A 15,248-nucleotide genomic window follows, 5' to 3' on the forward strand; every position below is an offset into this window, starting at 1 on the left:
CCGTAGATGCCGCCGAGGTTGGGCGGCAGGAAGTAGCCGATGGTGTTGCTGGTACGAACGTAGGAGTCGGAGCCGCCCAGGCTGATGGTGCCGGGGTTGGCGGTCGTGGCCGCGCCGCGCACGTTGGCCAGGTTCTGGAAGACCGAGTTGATCAAACTGATGCCGGTGCCCACGCCACCCAGCGGATCGAACACGGTGTCGTTCCAGAACGAAGGGGTGTAGTCGCGTCCGAGCCGAAGCTCACCGAGCGAGTTCGAGGACAGGCTCACGGTGGACCGGCGTGCAAAAGTCTGCACGCCACGCGCGCCGTCGTCCGGCGTGATCGGAGCTTCGAGCCAGAAGCTGGCGGCAAGGCCGCCGCCGAGGTCTTCGGTGCCGCGGAAGCCCACGCGGCTCGGGGCCAGGTTGCCCTGGGACAAGGCGGTCTGGCTTCTCTTGACGCTGTCCGGCTGCCCCACCGGCGGCAGCAGAAAGGGATTGGCAGTGTTGTTGTACCACTCGCTCTTGACGCTGTAACGGCTGACGGCGACGTCGACCACGCCGAACAAGGTGACGGAGGATTGCGCTGATGCTGCGGTGGCCACTGCAGCGGCGGCCATCGCGACCAAGGATCTCTTCATCGATCTCACTCCTTTGTTGACACTTCCGGCGAACCCGAAGGTCCGGGGAAGGCCCCATGTCTGCTTATGTTGAAAGGAAGCGCCGCGGGCATGCGGAATGTCCGGGCATCATATGCAGTATGCAAACTGCATTATGCATTATTTGCGGATACCGATAATGCATTATTTAGGGTTAACCCTTCGGTGTGGCGCTGGGACAACTGCCTTGCCGCGGGGGTGACATGGGTCGCTGCAGCAGCCGCCTGCCGGGGCTCAGGCGCCTGGCGCCTTGTGAAAGCGGGGCCAGCGCTGCAGGACGATCTCGCCATCGGCAGCGTAGGCGTAGCAGCTGTCGATCTGCAGCGGCCGTCCCTGGGCGTCGCACCGCTCCGGCTGCGTCATCCGCAGCGGCCCGAGGGCCTGGAAGGCCGCGGTCGCCATCGGCATCAGGATCTCCATCAGGTGCGTACAGGCGGCGGCGCCACGCAAGCGCGCTCGGACCTCGCGGCTCCAGCCGTCGGCCATCCGAAGACCGTTGATGGATTGCAGCGCGTGCGCCCCTCCCGGGCAGGCCGGGTAGGGAAAACGGTTCGTGAAGGTCTGCACGTCTCGAACCACCATGTCCGCATCGAATACCAGCCTCACGCCCATGTCGTGGACGAATTCACCCGCGGGTACCCTGCGCCCCGGCGCGGGGTGTTCGAAATCGTGGGTCTTCTGGTCCGTGAGGCGTCCTTCGACCTCGAACAGGCCGTCGCCGCGGCGGAAGCCGCGCATGTCGATCCGGCGGAAATGAAGTTCCTCGCGGGTGACCGCGGCGTCGGCGGGGACGGGACCGGTTGCCATTCGACGGCTCTCTCTGCTGGTGCTACATTATGCATTCTACATTCTTCGCCAAGAACCACCAGCCACAGGAGCCAAGCGATGTCCAGCCAACGCAAGTTCGAGACCATCCTCTACCGCGAGGAAGGCCCGGTCGGAATACTCACCCTCAATCGTCCGCACGACGGCAACATGTTCACCGCCACCACCTGCGAAGAGGTGCGCGACTGCATCGAGGACGTCCGCCGCGAGACGCGGACCCGCGTGCTGGTGCTCACGGGTGCCGGCGACAAGTACTTCTGCATCGGCGGGCATCACGAGCCGTCGGACACGCGCCTTTATCCCGCTGCGCCGCGCACCCTGGAGATGTACGACGCCATCGAGCGCCTGCAGAAGCCAGTGATCGCTTCGGTCAACGGCTTCGCCGTCGGCGGCGGCCACGTGCTTCACGTCGTGTGCGACCTCACGATCGCGAAGGAAAGCGCCATCTTCCGCCAGGTCGGCCCCATGGTGGGCAGCTTCGACGCGGGCTACGGCACCTGGTACCTGGAAGACCTGGTCGGCAAGAAGAAGGCCAAGGAGATCTGGTTCCGCAACCCGAAGATCACGGCGCGCGAGGCACTCGAAATGGGCCTGATCAACAAGGTCGTGCCGGACGCCGACCTCGAACGCGCGACCATGGAGATGGCGCTGGAGATCAGCGAACGCGGTTCTGTCGCGCTTGCGGGCATCAAGGCGGCCTTCGGCGCGCGCCACCAGGGTGTCGGCGGCCTCGCTCGTCTCACGCACGACTTCATGCTGCCGCACTACTACGCCTCCGAGGAGGCGAAGGAGCTGGCAGACGCCTTCAAGAACCGCCGCAAGCCCGACACCGACAAGTTCGGGCACTGAACGGCAGGGAGGCCGGCAGGCGCCGGCGCCGCCGGGCGCGTCCGGTCAGCGTGCTGCCCCGGCCTGCCCAAGCATGGTTCGCGCGAGACGGATGACCGGCAGATCCACCATGCGGCCGTCCATGCTGAAGGCCTGGCCCCCGCTCGATCCGGCGCCGGCGAGGACACGGCGCGCCCAGTCGAGCTCGCTCGCCGACGGGGAAAAGGCTTCGTTGACGCCCTGCACCTGCGCCGGATGGATACACAACTTGCCGCGAAATCCCAGCGCGCGCGCACGCTGTGCGTCCTTCAGCAGGCGTTCGCGGCTGCCGGTGTCCGTCGTCACACCATCGACCGGCGCCGGCAGCTGCGCACGGCGCGACGCGGCCACCAGCGCGAATCTTGCTGGCACCAGCTCCGGCTCGTCGGGGGTACAGCGCATGTCGAGATCGAGCTGGAAATCGAGGTGCCCGAACGCGAGGCGCGCCACCTGGGGCGCGCGCGTGATCAGGTCCAGCGCGTCAAGTCCTTCGAGGGATTCGACCAGGGGCACGAGCGCCGCGCCGACGCCCAGCGCCGCCGCCGCCGCATTCAGGACCGATGCAGCCGAGGACTTGGGCACCATCGCACCGGCCAGGCCGCGCGGCGTCCATTCCCCGAGCAGGCGCAGGTCGTCCTCGTGCCACGGCGTGTCCGCGGCATTGATGCGCACCAGGATGCGGGCGAGCTGATCGCGGCCGAAGCCGGGCAATCGCTGCGCAAGGTGGTCGCGCGCCGCGCCCTTCTGCTCCGGTGCGACGGCATCCTCCAGATCGAGGATCACGCAGTCGGCCCCGGCGGACAGCGCCTTCTCGAAGCGCTCGGGGCGCGAGCCGGGAACGAAGAGGAAGCTGCGCGCAGATCCGATGAGAGTGCTCATGTCCTGTTCCTACTGGAATTTCACTTCGGCCTGCATGGCCAGCAGCCCTTCATGGTCCTTGGCCCACAGTTGCGCACTCTTTCCGTCCGCGGCCGGCCTGCCGCAGACGTGAAACGGATGCAGGTCGAACAGCGGTCGCACGGCCCTGAAGCTAAAGGCCGCAAAGCGCTGCCGTGGACACTCGCGGCGGACCAGGTCCGCGAGCAAGGTCGCGATCAGCGGGCCATGCACGACCAGCGCCGGGTAGGACTCCTGCTCGACCGCGTAGCGCCGGTCGTAGTGGATCCGGTGCCCGTTGAAGGTCAATGCCGAATAGCGGAAGAGCAGCACCGGATCGGGCACGATCTCCCGGCTCCATGCTGCATCGCCGGGCGCCTTCTGCGCCGGCAGCGACGGATCGCCGGGCCGCGGCATGGCGCGGTACACGATGTCCTGTTCCTCGCGCAGGTTCACCGGCATACCTTCGCCTGCCTCCCCGGCGGTGAAATCGTGCCGCACCGTCGTGAACACCAGGTCGCCGCTGCGGCCGGCCTTGTGCGTCACCGAGAGGATCTGCGAGGTCTTGCGCACCTCGTCGCCGATCCGCATCGGCTGCATCCACTGAAGGCGTCCACCTGCCCACATGCGGCGCGGCAGCGGCACCGGCGGCAGGAAGCCGCCACGGCGCGGATGACCATCTTCGCCCAGCGCATGCTGCGGGGCCTGCGGCAGGAAGTACAGCCAATGCCACAAGGGCGGAAGTTCATCGCCGGGCGCGGGCGCGCCGTCCGCCCGGTCCAGCGTGGCCGACAAACCGTTTGCCGGCGCGGCCGTGATGGCGTCGTGCAGCGTCTCGCAGCGCCCTTCCCAGCCGCGCAGCTGCGCCAGCAGCAGCGGATCGATCCTAGACAACGCCCTGCTCCCTCAGCTGCGCGATGCGCTCGGGCGAGCATCCGAGCTCGGCCAGCACCTCGTCGGTGTGCTCGCCCGCCCGGGGCGGGCGGCGCCGTATGCTGGCCGGCGTGCGCGACAGGAAGATCGGCGGCTTGACGATCGGCACCGGGCGCTTCACGCCGGGATAGTCCATCGCTTTGAAGGGGTCCGCGGCAAGGATGGCCGGATCCTGCAGCACTTCCCGCGGAGAGTTGACAGCGCCCGCCGGAATGCGTGCTTCCTCGAGCCTGGCGAGCGCCTCGGCGCGAGTCAGCGGGGCGCACCATTCGCTCATCAGGCCGCTCAGTTCCTCGCCGTGCTGCCCGCGCTGCAGGTCGTCCCGGAAGCGCGGATCGTCGACCAGCTCCGGCTTGCCGATCATGCGGGCCCAGCGCTTGAACATGGCCGGCCCGATCACCTGCGTGATGAACCAGCCGTCCCTGGCGCGGAAGATGTCCGAGGGCGCGTACTGCGCCGCGCGATTGAGCGTCGCCTTGCGATCCACCTGGAGCACGGCTTCCTCGATCAGGCTGGCACTGGAAAAGTTGAGCGCCGTCTGCAGGAGCGAAGCACCGACCTCCTGCCCTCGGCCGCTGGCCTTGCGTTCGTAGAGCGCCATCACCGTGCCGAGCGCGCACGAGAGCGCAGTCGCGAAATCGACCACCGGCACCATGGCCTTCATCGGATGGTCCGGCAGTCCTGCCAGGTGCACCGCCCCGCTGATGGCCTGGCCCACGCCGTCGAAGGCCACGCGGTCGCGCACCGCCGGTGCCGTGCCGAAGGCCGAAGACGCGGTGAGCACGATATCGGGGCGGATGCGGCGCAGACTCTCGTAGTCGAGCCCCATCTTCTCCAGCACGCGCGGCGGCATGTTGGCGATGACCACGTCGCTGCGGCGGACCAGCTCGTGCAGGATCTCCTGGCCTTCGGGCTTGTCGATCTCCAGCGTGATGGACCGCTTGTTGCGATTCACCTGGAGGAACTGCGCCCCCTCCCCTTCCTCGGACACGGGCAGGATCAGCCGGTCCTCGCTGCCGCCGACGCGGTCGACGCGGATCACCTCGGCGCCGTAGTCGCCCAGCAGGGCCGCGCAGAAGGGCCCGGCAATGTAGCGGCCCAGGTCCAGGACCTTGATGCCTTCCAGAACGCTCATTCGTTTCCCTCCTCAGCCGTACCGGCCGCCGGTCACGTGCAGGACCTCGCCGCTGATGAAGCTGGCCCGCTCGCTCGCGAGAAAGGCCACGGCGTCCGCGACGTCGTCGGGCCGCCCCGGCCGCTTGACGGGCTGCATGGCCAGCGCGCGCTCCTTGATGACCTCGTAGGTCGGCAGGGCCTGGATCATCTCGGTTTCCATGAAACCCGGTGCGACGCAGTTGACGGTGATGCCGTACTTGCCCTCCTCCATCGACAAGGCCTTGGCCATGCCGATCAGGCCGGCCTTCGCCGCCGAGTAGTTGGCCTGCGTGGGGTTGCCAAAATGCGCGCGCGAGCTGATGTTGATCACGCGGCCCCAGCCCTGTTCGATCATGCGCGGCATGACCGCCTTGGCGGCAAGGAAGGCGCCCTTGAGCATCACGTCCATGACGAAGCTCCAGTCCTCCTCGCTCATCTTCACGAGGTATTTGTCGCGCGGCGATCCGGCGTTGTTCACCAGGATGTGGACGCTGCCGAAGGTGGCGATGGTCTCGTCCACCAGCCGCTGCACGTCGGCCGCCTTCGTGATGTCGCCGACCACGCAGTGCGCGGCGAGGCCCTCGGCGCGCAGCGCGGCAACCGTCTCCGTCGCGCGCTCGGCCATGATGTCGGTGATCACCACCTTGGCGCCCTCCTGGGCAAGCCGCCGCGCGGTCGCGGCTCCGAGGCCCCGCGCCGATCCGGTGACGATGGCCACCTTGTCCTTCAATCCGAGATCCATCTCAATCCTTTCGTGTCAGCGCGTCCGTTTCCGCGCATGGTCTGTGGAGGCGATCGGGGCCGGTCAGGCGCCGTCGCCGTTGAACGTGAGCACGACCCTGCCCCGCAGCCCGCCCTGCCGCACCTGCGCGTAGGCCTCCCGTGCGTGCGCCATGGGCACGCGCGCAGCGACCTGCGGCTGGAGGGTTCCGTCCCGCACCCTGTCCGCCACCCAGGCCAGGGCTTCGGTGTTGGTGGCCTGCTGCATCACGCCGATGTTGGTGACGCGCACCCGCGTGTCCGCGAAAGCCTGGCCCGTGCGCAGCAGCGCCACGGCGCCGCCCTCGCGCACCAGCGCCGCCGCTGCATCGCCGAGCAGGGCCGCATCCACCAAGCCGTCGACACCGCCGGGGAAAGCGGCTCGCACGGCTTCCGCCATGCCCGGCCCGCGGGGAACGACCTGGTCCGCGCCCGACGCCTGGACCCGCGCACGGTCTGCATCCTTGGCATCGGCGATCACGTGCAGCCCGGCGTGCCTGGCCAGCTGGATCACGTAGCTTCCGACCGCGCCGGCGCCGCCGGTGACCAGCAGCACGCCGCCGGCCGGCAGTCCGAGCGCCTGGAGACACATCCAGGCCGTCAACCCGTTCATCGGCACCGTCGCGGCCGCGGCCGCGCCCTCGTTGTCGGGTGCGGGCACCACCGAGGCCGCGGGCACGCAGACGTATTCGGCCTGCGCCCCGCCGCCCGGGCGGCGCGGATTCACCAGTCCCATCACGGCCTGGCCCACCTGCAGGCCGGTGACGCCGGGGCCCACTTCATGCACTGTTCCCGAGAACTCCATGCCGGCCACGTAGGGCGGCACCAGGCCTTGCATCCGCGCAGCCTGGAGCCCTTCGAGCATCAGGATGTCGGTCGGGTTGACCGTTGCCGCGGAGACCTTCACCACCACCTCGCCGCTGCCTGCGACGGGACAGGGCAGTTCGATCACTTCCATCGCCTCGGGTCCGCCGAAGCGGCGGAATCCGGCGGCGCGGATCACGGCCGGGGAAGCGGCGGACGCCGCACCGCCGGTTGCTGTCTGGGAGGACATCTTCAAGTTTCCTTCTTCGGACCGGGCTGGCTGCGCAGCAGCGCGGTGAGTTCACCCACCGGTGTCGATGCGGGCAGGCGATCGACCAGGTCGAACATCCGCCCCGCGCGCTCGGCGCCGACGACGGCATGCGTGAGCTCGTCCAGCTTGGCCTGGTGCTCCTGCGGCGTGAACGGCTTGTCGGGCCGCCCCGTCACCCGGTCGACGAAGATGTCCTGGCTGCTCCCGTCCTTGTAGCGCACCGTCACGTCCGCCACGAACTTGCGCGGGTACTTCTGGTCCAGTTCGGTCGAGCCGCTCAGCTTGATCCGGCGCGCCATGGCCAGCACGTCCGAGTCCGGGCTGAGCCGCAGCCGGTCTTCCAGCACGTCGCGGTGCGTCTGGTAGCCGTTGCCCTTGCCGAGGACCGACAGTGCCATCTGGGCCGGCAGGGAATACTGCAGCTCCTCGATGTTGCGCGGCGCGTAGATGTGGGCGTTGCGCGTGCCGACGATGGCATCCGACATGGTCTGGATCCGCGCCTCGATCGTGTCGATCTCCGGGGCGCGCGAACGCACGCCGGCCAGGGCCTCGATGTAGGCATGGTTGGCGGCGCAGCAGCAGTAGGCCTTGAACGAAAGCTGGCTGATCTGCAGCGGCTCGCCCGGCAGGAAGTCGGCGCGCGCCTCGTCCCCGACCACCTTGCGGATGAAAGTGCGGTACAGGCCCCGGTCTCCGGTGAGAAAGCGCCGAGGCCCCGTGATGCCGGCGCGCGCCAAGTCGACCGACTCGATGCCGTTGCGCGCGGCCACGCCGGCGTGGGCCCGCTTGATCGAGCCGCCCGTGGATGCGTATTCCGTCGTGCCGCTGGCATGGCTGAGCGCGATGGACAGCGCATGCAGCGTGCGCTCCTCGTCCAGCCCGTGCAGCTTGGCCGCGACCGCGGCGGCGCCGAAGTTCGCCAGCACCGCATGCGGCTGCCAGCCGGCGTTCAGCAGGTCGGGCGAGCCGAGCCGGCCGATGCGGACGTAGGTTTCGTAGCCGGCGACCATCGCCACCACCATCTGTTCCAGCGTGGCGCCGACCGACTCGCCGACGGCCAGCGCGACCGGCACCACGCAGCAGCCGGGGTGGGCGTTGCCTGCGTAGTCGTCGTATTCGAAGCCATGGCCGTAGGTGGCGTTGAGATACGCCGCATCGGCTGCGGCGACCCTCTGCTGCTCGCCGACCAAGGTGGAGGTGCCAGGGCGCAGTTCGCGGGCCGCCCGAACCTGGCGCGACCAGGGCAACTGCGACGCGCCGACCTGGATGGCCAACTGGTCCTTGATCAGGCTCTTGGCGCTCGCGAGGCCGCCGGCGTCGATGCCCGATGCATCGAACCCGACCACGAACTGCGCGACGGTGGATTCAAGGGTGGAGGATTCTGCGGTCATGGCGTGCGTGATCTGCCCGATTTGGTGATGTAATGCATTATGCATTATCGGTGATAATCCGCACAACCTTCTACAGATCGGACCGTTCCCAATGGCATCACTCAACCTCGCTTCCGCACTCGTTCCCGTGACCGGCGCCGCATCCGGCATCGGCCTGGCCATCTGCCGCCAGTTGCGCCTCGAAGGCGGCACGCCGCTGCTGCTCGACTTCGACCGGCAGCGGCTCGACGCGGCGCTCGGCGAAGTCTTCGGCACAAGCGTCGCCGAGGCGCAGCGCTTCGGCTACCTGGTGGACGTCCGCGACTCGAAGGCAGTCGATGCCTGCCTGGCGCAGATCCGGCAGGACCATGGCCTGATCACGCACGCGGTGGCCAATGCCGGACGCAGCCTGGCAGCCCACATCCTCGACATGACGGACGAGCAGTGGCACGGCGTCATGGACGTCAACCTGCACGGCATGCTGTACTTCTGCCGCGCGGCCGCCCGGCAGCTGGCCGAGGCGAAGCGCGGCTCCCTGGTCACCATGGCGTCGATCGCCGGCCTCATGGCCAAGGAGAGCCGCGTCGGCTATGCCGCGTCGAAGGCGGCCGTGGTCAACATGACGCGTGCGCTGGCCCTCGACCTGGGTCCCTTCGGCGTTCGCGTCAACGCGGTGGCGCCCGGTGTCATCGACACGCCGCTGCAGACCAACCCCAGCTACCAGGAACCCGTAAAGCAGCGCGCCGCCCTGCGCAGGGTGGGGAATGCGGACGAGATCGCCAGCGTCGTGCTGTTCCTGCTCTCGGACATGTCGAGCTACATGACCGGAGAGACGCTGGTGGTCGACGGCGGCCTGACCGCGCGCTATCTCTGACGGGCACATGGACGGGGCGGGAAGCCTCGTCACCCCGGCTCATCTGCCGAAGATTTCCCGTCGGGCGATGTGCAATGCATCGTCCTCATCGCGTCGGCCCCAGTTGGCCGAGTCGGTGCCTGGCAGCACATTGACCGCTGCCTGCAGCCTCAGATCGACCACGGTGCGCCGATACGCCACGCGCCACTCGGCGCCGCGGCGCTCGAAGCGGTCCACGTAGCGGCCCCACGACAGCACGTAGAAGCCCTCCTGCCCCGACTTGACCTCGCCGCCCTTCGGCGGGCGCGACGCGACGTAGTACGTTTCCACCAGCGCCAGGTTCGCATCGGCGAACTCGATCAGCGAGTTGCCCAGGAAGTGCTGCATCGGCGCATCGTCGGTGAAGCGCTCCTTCAGCCAATGGATGAAGCCGTCCACGCCGCCCTTGTAGGGACCGTGGTCGTCATACCCGTCCGCATGAAAAACGCTGCGCAGCAACTCGAAATCACCGCGGTCGACGGCGCGCGCGTAGCGGCCCATCACGTCGCGGATCGCCACGCGGTCCGAAAGCTCGGTGTCCATCTGCATTTCTCCGAAGGTTGAGGCATCGAAGGACCGCGGAACGATGCCGCGGCAATCCCCAGGCCATGCCTGGGACAAGCGTTGACCTTAGCGCATGCATTATGCATGATCCACTTCTTCAGGAGACCCCTTCATGGCCACGATTGTCGATTCCCTCGCCGCGTTCACCGCGCAACTGCGCTTCGAGCAACTGCCCTCCAACGTCGTGGAGGAAAGCAAGCGCCTGCTGATCGATTCGATCGGCTGCGCGCTGGGTGGCTTGAGCCACTCCAAGGGCACCATCGGCGTCGAGTACGCGCGCCTCATGGGTGCCGGCACGCCGGGCAACCAGGCGAGCATCCTCGGCACGTCCGAGCGCGTCTCGACGGTGGCAGCGGCCTTTGCCAATGGCGAGCTCATCAACGCACTGGACTTCGACTCCATCCTTCCCCCCGGGCATGTCAGTCCCTACGTCATTCCCGGCGCCCTCGCGGTCGGCGAGGCCGGCAAGGTTTCGGGCCAGGAGATGCTCTGCGCAGTGGCGCTCTCGCACGAGATGTCGAACCGGCTGGGCAAGTCGATGGACTACCTGCGCGACATCAAGGACGGCAAGGTGTCGCCGCCGCCGGTGTTCGGCTATGCCTGCACGGTCTTTGGCGCCACCGCGGCGATCGGCCGTCTCAAGGGGCATTCGCAGGCGACGCTGGCGAACGGCCTCGGCCTGGCCGGCAGCATCTCGCCGGTCAACTCTCACTGGACCTGGTCGCAGCACGCCCCGGCCACCACCATCAAGTACACGGCGGCGGGCCCGCTCGCCCAGGCCGCGATGGCTGCGGCGCACCTGGCCGAGCTCGGCCATCGCGGCGACCGGCAGATCCTGGACGACGGCGAGTTCGGCTTCCGCCGCTTCATCGGGAGCAGCCGCTGGGCGCCCGAGAAGATCCTGCCGGACCTGGGCACCGAGTGGTACTTCCCGCCGGAGCAGTCGTACAAGCCGTACCCCCACTGCCGGATCCTGCACGCGCTGCTGGACTGCCTGATCGACATCGTCGAGACCAATGACATCCGTCCGAACGAGATCGAGGCGATCAATGCCTGGGTCGAGGCCTTCGTCATGCAGCCGATCTGGCTGCTGCGCAAGATCGACCACGTCACCGACGCGCAGTTCAGCGTGGCCCACGGCCTGTCCGTCGGCGCCCATCGCATTCCGCCGGGCAAGAAGTGGCAGTCGCCCGAGGTGGTGTTCGATCCGTCGGTGCTGGCGCTGATGGAGAAGGTCAGCTTCGACGTGCATCCGGACTACGAGAAGCTGGTGTCCGGCAACGCCGCCAGCCGCCCGGCGCGCATCGAAGTGCGGGCCCGCGGCAAGTCCTTCATCGGCGAGGCGCGCTACCCGAAGGGCAGCCCGTCGCCCGATCCGAAGAGCACCATGACCACCGAGGAACTGGTCGCCAAGTTCGTGCGAAACGCGGAAGGCGTGCTGTCGGCGGAAAAGACGGACCAGGCCGTGACGCAGCTGCTGAACCTCGACAAGGTCGAGGACTTCGCCAGCGTCATGAAGCTGTTGACGAACTGAACTCGACCTTCTGCAAGAAGACGCCCCGGCGACCCCGGGGATTTTTTTTGCTCGGCGCGCGATCGTCGACGAAGGCAGCGCTGCCTAGCTGCGCCACGGCTCCCTCGCGAGAGAAGGCCCGAGCACCTGCACGCAGGCCGCCACCGCGAGCTTGGGCAAGGGTGCTCGCAACGTCATTGCGGCTCGATGCCCGCCTTGTTCAGCACGCGACGCGTCAGCGACACGTCGTCCGCCAGGTGCCTGGCCATCTCATCGCCGCACAAGGGCAGCAACTGCAGGTCGCGCTTCTCCATGTTCGCCGCGGTCGCGGGCGACAGCAGCGTGCGCTTGAAGGCATCCCGCATTTTCTCGAGCACACCCGGCGGCGTCTTGGCGGAGGCGTAGAAGCCGAACCACGGATGAATGTCGTAGCCAGGCACGCCGGCCTCGCTGGCCGGCGGGACATCCGGAATCGCCTTGTAGCGCTGCTTGCCGGCCACCGCGATCGGGCGGATGCGGCCGTTCTGGTAGGAGGACATGGCGGAGACGTGGTCGATGAAGATCAGGTCCACCTGCCCGCCGGCCACTTCGGTGAGCGCCACCAGGCTCGAGCGGTAGGGCACCGCCGTCAGCTTGATGCCGGCCGCCTGCTGGAACAGCTCGCCCGCCAGGCGCTGGACCGCGCTCGCATAGCCGAAGGTGAACTTGCCGGGCTGGGCCTTGGCGGCCGCGATGAAATCGCCCACCGTCTTGTAGGGGCTCGACGCGGTGATGTTCATCACGTTGCTGGTGCTCGCGAAGGCACAGATGGGTGCGAAATCCTTGATGGGGTTGTAGGGCAGGCCCTTCTTCATCAATGGATCGAGCACGGGCAGCGAGTTGCTGGTGAACATGACCATGTGCCCGTCGGGAGGTGCGTTGAGCACCGAGGACGCACCGATCTGCCCCTCCGCGCCCACCTTGTTGTCGACGACGACGGGCTGCTTCACGATCTCGGAGAGCACCTGGGCGAACTCGCGCGCGTTCACGTCGGTGGTGGTGCCCGGGCTGAAGGGCACCTGGATGGTGATGGCCTTGTCGGGGAAGGCGTGGCTTGCACCGGCGACGGCAATCAGCATGCCGGCGCAGAGCCGGGCAAATGCATTCTTCAACATGTCTGTCTCCTGATGTGAGGTGGGTAAAGGGCTGCATCGACCGACGGTCGTAATGCATCATGCATTATGTTGTATGTCCGCCTTCAATCCAACCATTTCGCCACGCCGGTCGCTTCGCGCCGCGGTCTCGCGTCCAGCAGCACCCACGATTCCCGCCTTTGGCGGGAAGGTCAGTGCCGTATGAGCGCGGCCAGCTCGTGCACCGGAAGCGCCGGGTCGAGTTCGTCGATCAAGGCGAAGAGACGCCGCGCCCGCGCTTCGCCCAGCGGGCCGAAGCTCAGTTCCTCCAGCTTGGCCTGGTGCTGTTCGGACGTGAAGGGCCTGCCCGGCATCCCGAGCGCGTGCTCGACGAACAGGGTCTCGCTGCTGCCGTCCCGATAGCGCACCGTCACGTCGGCCACGAAGTTGCGGGGAAAGCGCTGGTCGAGCTCGGGCGCGTGCTGCAGTTGGATGCGCCGCGCGAGCTGCACGACTTCGCCATCCGGCGACAGCGTCAAGCGCCCGGCGAGAAAGTCCATGTGCGTGGCGTATCCGTTGCCCAGGCCCAGGGCCGAAAACGCCATCTGCAGCTGCGGCGAGAACTGCAGCTCCTCGATCGTCCGGGGGCCATTCATGGCCACCTCGGGGCGCGCGGCGAGGTTCTGGGTCATCGCCTGGACCTTCGCGTCGATCGCCTCCACTTCGCCGGCGCGCGGCCGGATCTGCGCCATGGCGTCGATGTACGGGTGGTGCGCGCCACACGCGCAGTAGGCCTTGAACCATGCCTGTTTCAGCAGGAGCGGCGCATCGGGCCCGAAGGCGGTGGCGGCGGCCTCGGCATCCACAGCGCGTCCGATGAAGGTCCGGTAGAAGCCCTTCTTTCCAGTCAGCCACTGGCGCGGGCCGGTGATGCCGCCGCGCGCGAGCTCCGCCGAGGCGATGCCATTGCGCGCCGCGATGCCCGCATGCACCCGCTTGATCGACCCGCCGGTGGATGTGTATTCCGTGGTTCCGCAGGCGTGGCTGAGGGCGATGCCGAGCGCGTTGAAGATCGTGTTGGGCGCGCAGCGATGCAGCTTGGCCGCCACCGCGGCGGCACCGAAGTGCGCCAGCACCGAATGCGGGTGCCAGCCGCGGTTGACGAGGTCGGGCGAGGCGAGGCGGCCGATGCGCACATAGGCCTCGTAGCCCGCCACCATCGCCTCCAGCACCTCGCCCAGCGTGGCACCCAGTTCTTCGCCGACCGCCAGCGCCACCGGGACCACGCAGCAGCCGGGATGGCCGTTGCCCGCGACATCGTCGTATTCGAATCCACCGCCATACACGGCGTTGAGGTAGGCGGCATCGCCGGCATCCATGCGCTGCGCGTCGGCCACCACGCTCGCCTCCCCAGGCCTCGGCTTCGCCAGGCAGCGGCGCACATCGCGCGACCAGGGCAACTGCGAGGCGCCGGCCTGGACGGCGATCTGGTCCTTCAGCAGGGTCTTCGCGAAGCGCAGCCCCTCCGCGTCGATGTGCTCGCGGCGAAAGCCATACACGTACTGCACGACTGCGCGTTCAAGGGATTCTTCCACGGTATCCGGAGGTTGCTGGGTGATCATGGCGGGCAGTATGCGAGCCCCCCGCGCGGCGCGCCAAGTTGATTCTGGCCTTCGATGGCGCTCATTCGAAATCGCCATTGGACGGGACCTGCAGCCTTTCCTAAGCTGCCGCCCTATGTGAAGGGACGCGCGAACCGCCGCCCGAATCCACGCCAAACCGCAAAGGCCTTCTGATGAAATTTGGTATCGCCACCTACGGCTTCCGTCCCGCCGACATCGTTCCGCTCGCACGCCACGCCGACGATCTCGGCTTCGACGGCATCTGGCTCGGCGAACACATCCTGGAGCCGAAGGAATTCGAGTCCGTCCATCCGCACGACGAGGGCAAGAAGTTCGTGCCGGTGCACACGATCGCACGCAAGATGTACGACATGTGGACCATGGTCGGCGGCATCCTGGGTGCAACCCGCCGCCTGCACGTGACCACCGGCATCTACCTGGTCTCGCTGCGGCATCCGGTCGCGACGGCGCGCGCTGCCATCACGGCGCAGCAGATCGGCAACGGCCGCTTCAGCCTGGGCATGGGCGCCGGTTGGTGGAAGGAAGAATCCGAGAGCCTGGGATACCCCTTCGAGGACCGCATGAAGCGCTACAACGAGGCGCTGCGCGTGCTGCCACGGCTCTTCGACGGCGAGTGGGTGGAGAACGCCGGCCCGGCTTTCCCGTTCAAGGCGCTGCGCGTCACCGAAGAGCCGGTGCGCATCCCGCTCGTGTTCGGCGGCACGGCACCCAAGGCGCTCGAGCGCGCGGCCAAGGTGGGCGATGGCTGGTATGGCCCCATGGTGAAGCCCGAAGAGGCGATCGGCCTGATGCAGCAGGTACGCAAGCTTCGATCGGACATGAGCCTGACGACGCCCTACACCTACCAGGCCCGCGTCTGGGGCGAGCCCACGCTCGAAGGACTGCAGCCCTACATCGACGCAGGCTTCGACACGCTGGTGGTGCCCTCCGAAACCTTCCAGGGCGAACTGGACTGGGGCATGACGCTGGACCAGAAGTTGCGCCGCCTCGAGCAGATCGCCAGGAACCTGCGCATCGGCCGCTGAA

The 15,248-nt window shown here is 67.8% G+C and carries 15 protein-coding genes; 4 read left to right on the forward strand and 11 right to left on the reverse strand.

Going from position 1 to position 15,248, the window contains the following annotated elements:
- The coding region (locus ABEA07_RS22305) for a porin (RefSeq protein WP_345540615.1) at window positions 1-620 on the reverse strand (620 nt) is incomplete at its 3' end.
- A gap of 252 nt (window positions 621-872) precedes the next feature.
- On the reverse strand, window positions 873-1,445 hold the full coding sequence (locus ABEA07_RS22310) for a DUF2889 domain-containing protein (protein WP_345540617.1): 573 nt from the start codon (window positions 1,443-1,445) through the stop codon (window positions 873-875).
- Window positions 1,446-1,523: 78 nt separating this feature from the next.
- Here ABEA07_RS22310 and ABEA07_RS22315 point away from each other — a divergent pair, with 78 nt between their 5' ends.
- Window positions 1,524-2,312 carry an enoyl-CoA hydratase-related protein gene (locus ABEA07_RS22315; RefSeq protein ID WP_345540619.1) on the forward strand — a complete coding sequence of 263 codons (789 nt, stop codon included), beginning with the start codon at window positions 1,524-1,526 and terminating at the stop codon, window positions 2,310-2,312.
- Window positions 2,313-2,357: 45 nt separating this feature from the next.
- Here the strand turns inward: ABEA07_RS22315 and ABEA07_RS22320 are convergent, their stop codons facing one another.
- The 6 genes from ABEA07_RS22320 to ABEA07_RS22345 all read right to left on the reverse strand — a co-directional run bounded on the left by ABEA07_RS22320 (window position 2,358) and on the right by ABEA07_RS22345 (window position 8,519).
- The gene (locus ABEA07_RS22320; RefSeq protein ID WP_345540621.1) at window positions 2,358-3,209 is read right to left on the reverse strand and encodes an HpcH/HpaI aldolase/citrate lyase family protein; all 852 of its coding nucleotides are present in this window, start codon (window positions 3,207-3,209) and stop codon (window positions 2,358-2,360) included.
- 9 nt (window positions 3,210-3,218) lie between these two features.
- A complete protein-coding gene (locus tag ABEA07_RS22325) occupies window positions 3,219-4,100 on the reverse strand; it encodes an HTD2 family dehydratase (RefSeq protein WP_345540622.1) in 882 nt (293 codons plus the stop codon).
- Window positions 4,093-5,274 carry a CaiB/BaiF CoA transferase family protein gene (locus tag ABEA07_RS22330; RefSeq protein WP_345540623.1) on the reverse strand — a complete coding sequence of 394 codons (1,182 nt, stop codon included), beginning with the start codon at window positions 5,272-5,274 and terminating at the stop codon, window positions 4,093-4,095. Before ABEA07_RS22330 ends, ABEA07_RS22325 begins: the two co-directional genes overlap by 8 nt.
- Window positions 5,275-5,286: 12 nt before the next feature.
- Window positions 5,287-6,036 (reverse strand): SDR family NAD(P)-dependent oxidoreductase, encoded by a 750-nt coding sequence (locus ABEA07_RS22335; RefSeq protein WP_345540624.1) that lies wholly within the window; start codon window positions 6,034-6,036, stop codon window positions 5,287-5,289.
- A gap of 63 nt (window positions 6,037-6,099) precedes the next feature.
- Window positions 6,100-7,107 carry an NADP-dependent oxidoreductase gene (locus ABEA07_RS22340; protein ID WP_345540625.1) on the reverse strand — a complete coding sequence of 336 codons (1,008 nt, stop codon included), beginning with the start codon at window positions 7,105-7,107 and terminating at the stop codon, window positions 6,100-6,102.
- Window positions 7,108-7,109: 2 nt separating this feature from the next.
- Window positions 7,110-8,519: an MmgE/PrpD family protein gene (locus ABEA07_RS22345; RefSeq protein ID WP_345540626.1), complete on the reverse strand. Its 1,410-nt coding sequence runs from the start codon at window positions 8,517-8,519 to the stop codon at window positions 7,110-7,112.
- Window positions 8,520-8,610: 91 nt separating this feature from the next.
- On the opposite strand from ABEA07_RS22345, the gene ABEA07_RS22350 reads away from it, so the two are divergent.
- Entirely contained in the window at window positions 8,611-9,372 is a 762-nt protein-coding gene (locus ABEA07_RS22350; protein ID WP_345540628.1) for an SDR family NAD(P)-dependent oxidoreductase, read from the forward strand.
- A gap of 39 nt (window positions 9,373-9,411) precedes the next feature.
- Here the strand turns inward: ABEA07_RS22350 and ABEA07_RS22355 are convergent, their stop codons facing one another.
- On the reverse strand, window positions 9,412-9,933 hold the full coding sequence (locus ABEA07_RS22355) for a nuclear transport factor 2 family protein (protein WP_345540629.1): 522 nt from the start codon (window positions 9,931-9,933) through the stop codon (window positions 9,412-9,414).
- 133 nt (window positions 9,934-10,066) lie between these two features.
- Here ABEA07_RS22355 and ABEA07_RS22360 point away from each other — a divergent pair, with 133 nt between their 5' ends.
- On the forward strand, window positions 10,067-11,488 hold the full coding sequence (locus ABEA07_RS22360) for an MmgE/PrpD family protein (protein ID WP_345540630.1): 1,422 nt from the start codon (window positions 10,067-10,069) through the stop codon (window positions 11,486-11,488).
- Window positions 11,489-11,661: 173 nt separating this feature from the next.
- Here ABEA07_RS22360 and ABEA07_RS22365 read toward each other — a convergent pair whose 3' ends face one another.
- Window positions 11,662-12,621 carry a Bug family tripartite tricarboxylate transporter substrate binding protein gene (locus tag ABEA07_RS22365; protein WP_345540631.1) on the reverse strand — a complete coding sequence of 320 codons (960 nt, stop codon included), beginning with the start codon at window positions 12,619-12,621 and terminating at the stop codon, window positions 11,662-11,664.
- A 170-nt stretch (window positions 12,622-12,791) separates the two neighbouring features.
- Window positions 12,792-14,174: an MmgE/PrpD family protein gene (locus ABEA07_RS22370; RefSeq protein WP_345540633.1), complete on the reverse strand. Its 1,383-nt coding sequence runs from the start codon at window positions 14,172-14,174 to the stop codon at window positions 12,792-12,794.
- A gap of 200 nt (window positions 14,175-14,374) precedes the next feature.
- On the opposite strand from ABEA07_RS22370, the gene ABEA07_RS22375 reads away from it, so the two are divergent.
- Window positions 14,375-15,247, forward strand: a complete 873-nt coding sequence (locus ABEA07_RS22375; protein WP_345540635.1) for an LLM class flavin-dependent oxidoreductase — start codon at window positions 14,375-14,377, stop codon at window positions 15,245-15,247.
- The last annotated feature ends 1 nt before the right edge of the window (window position 15,248 follow it).

The sequence above is a fragment of the Variovorax defluvii genome (assembly GCF_039541515.1).
GTDB classification, from domain to species: domain Bacteria; phylum Pseudomonadota; class Gammaproteobacteria; order Burkholderiales; family Burkholderiaceae_C; genus Variovorax; species Variovorax defluvii.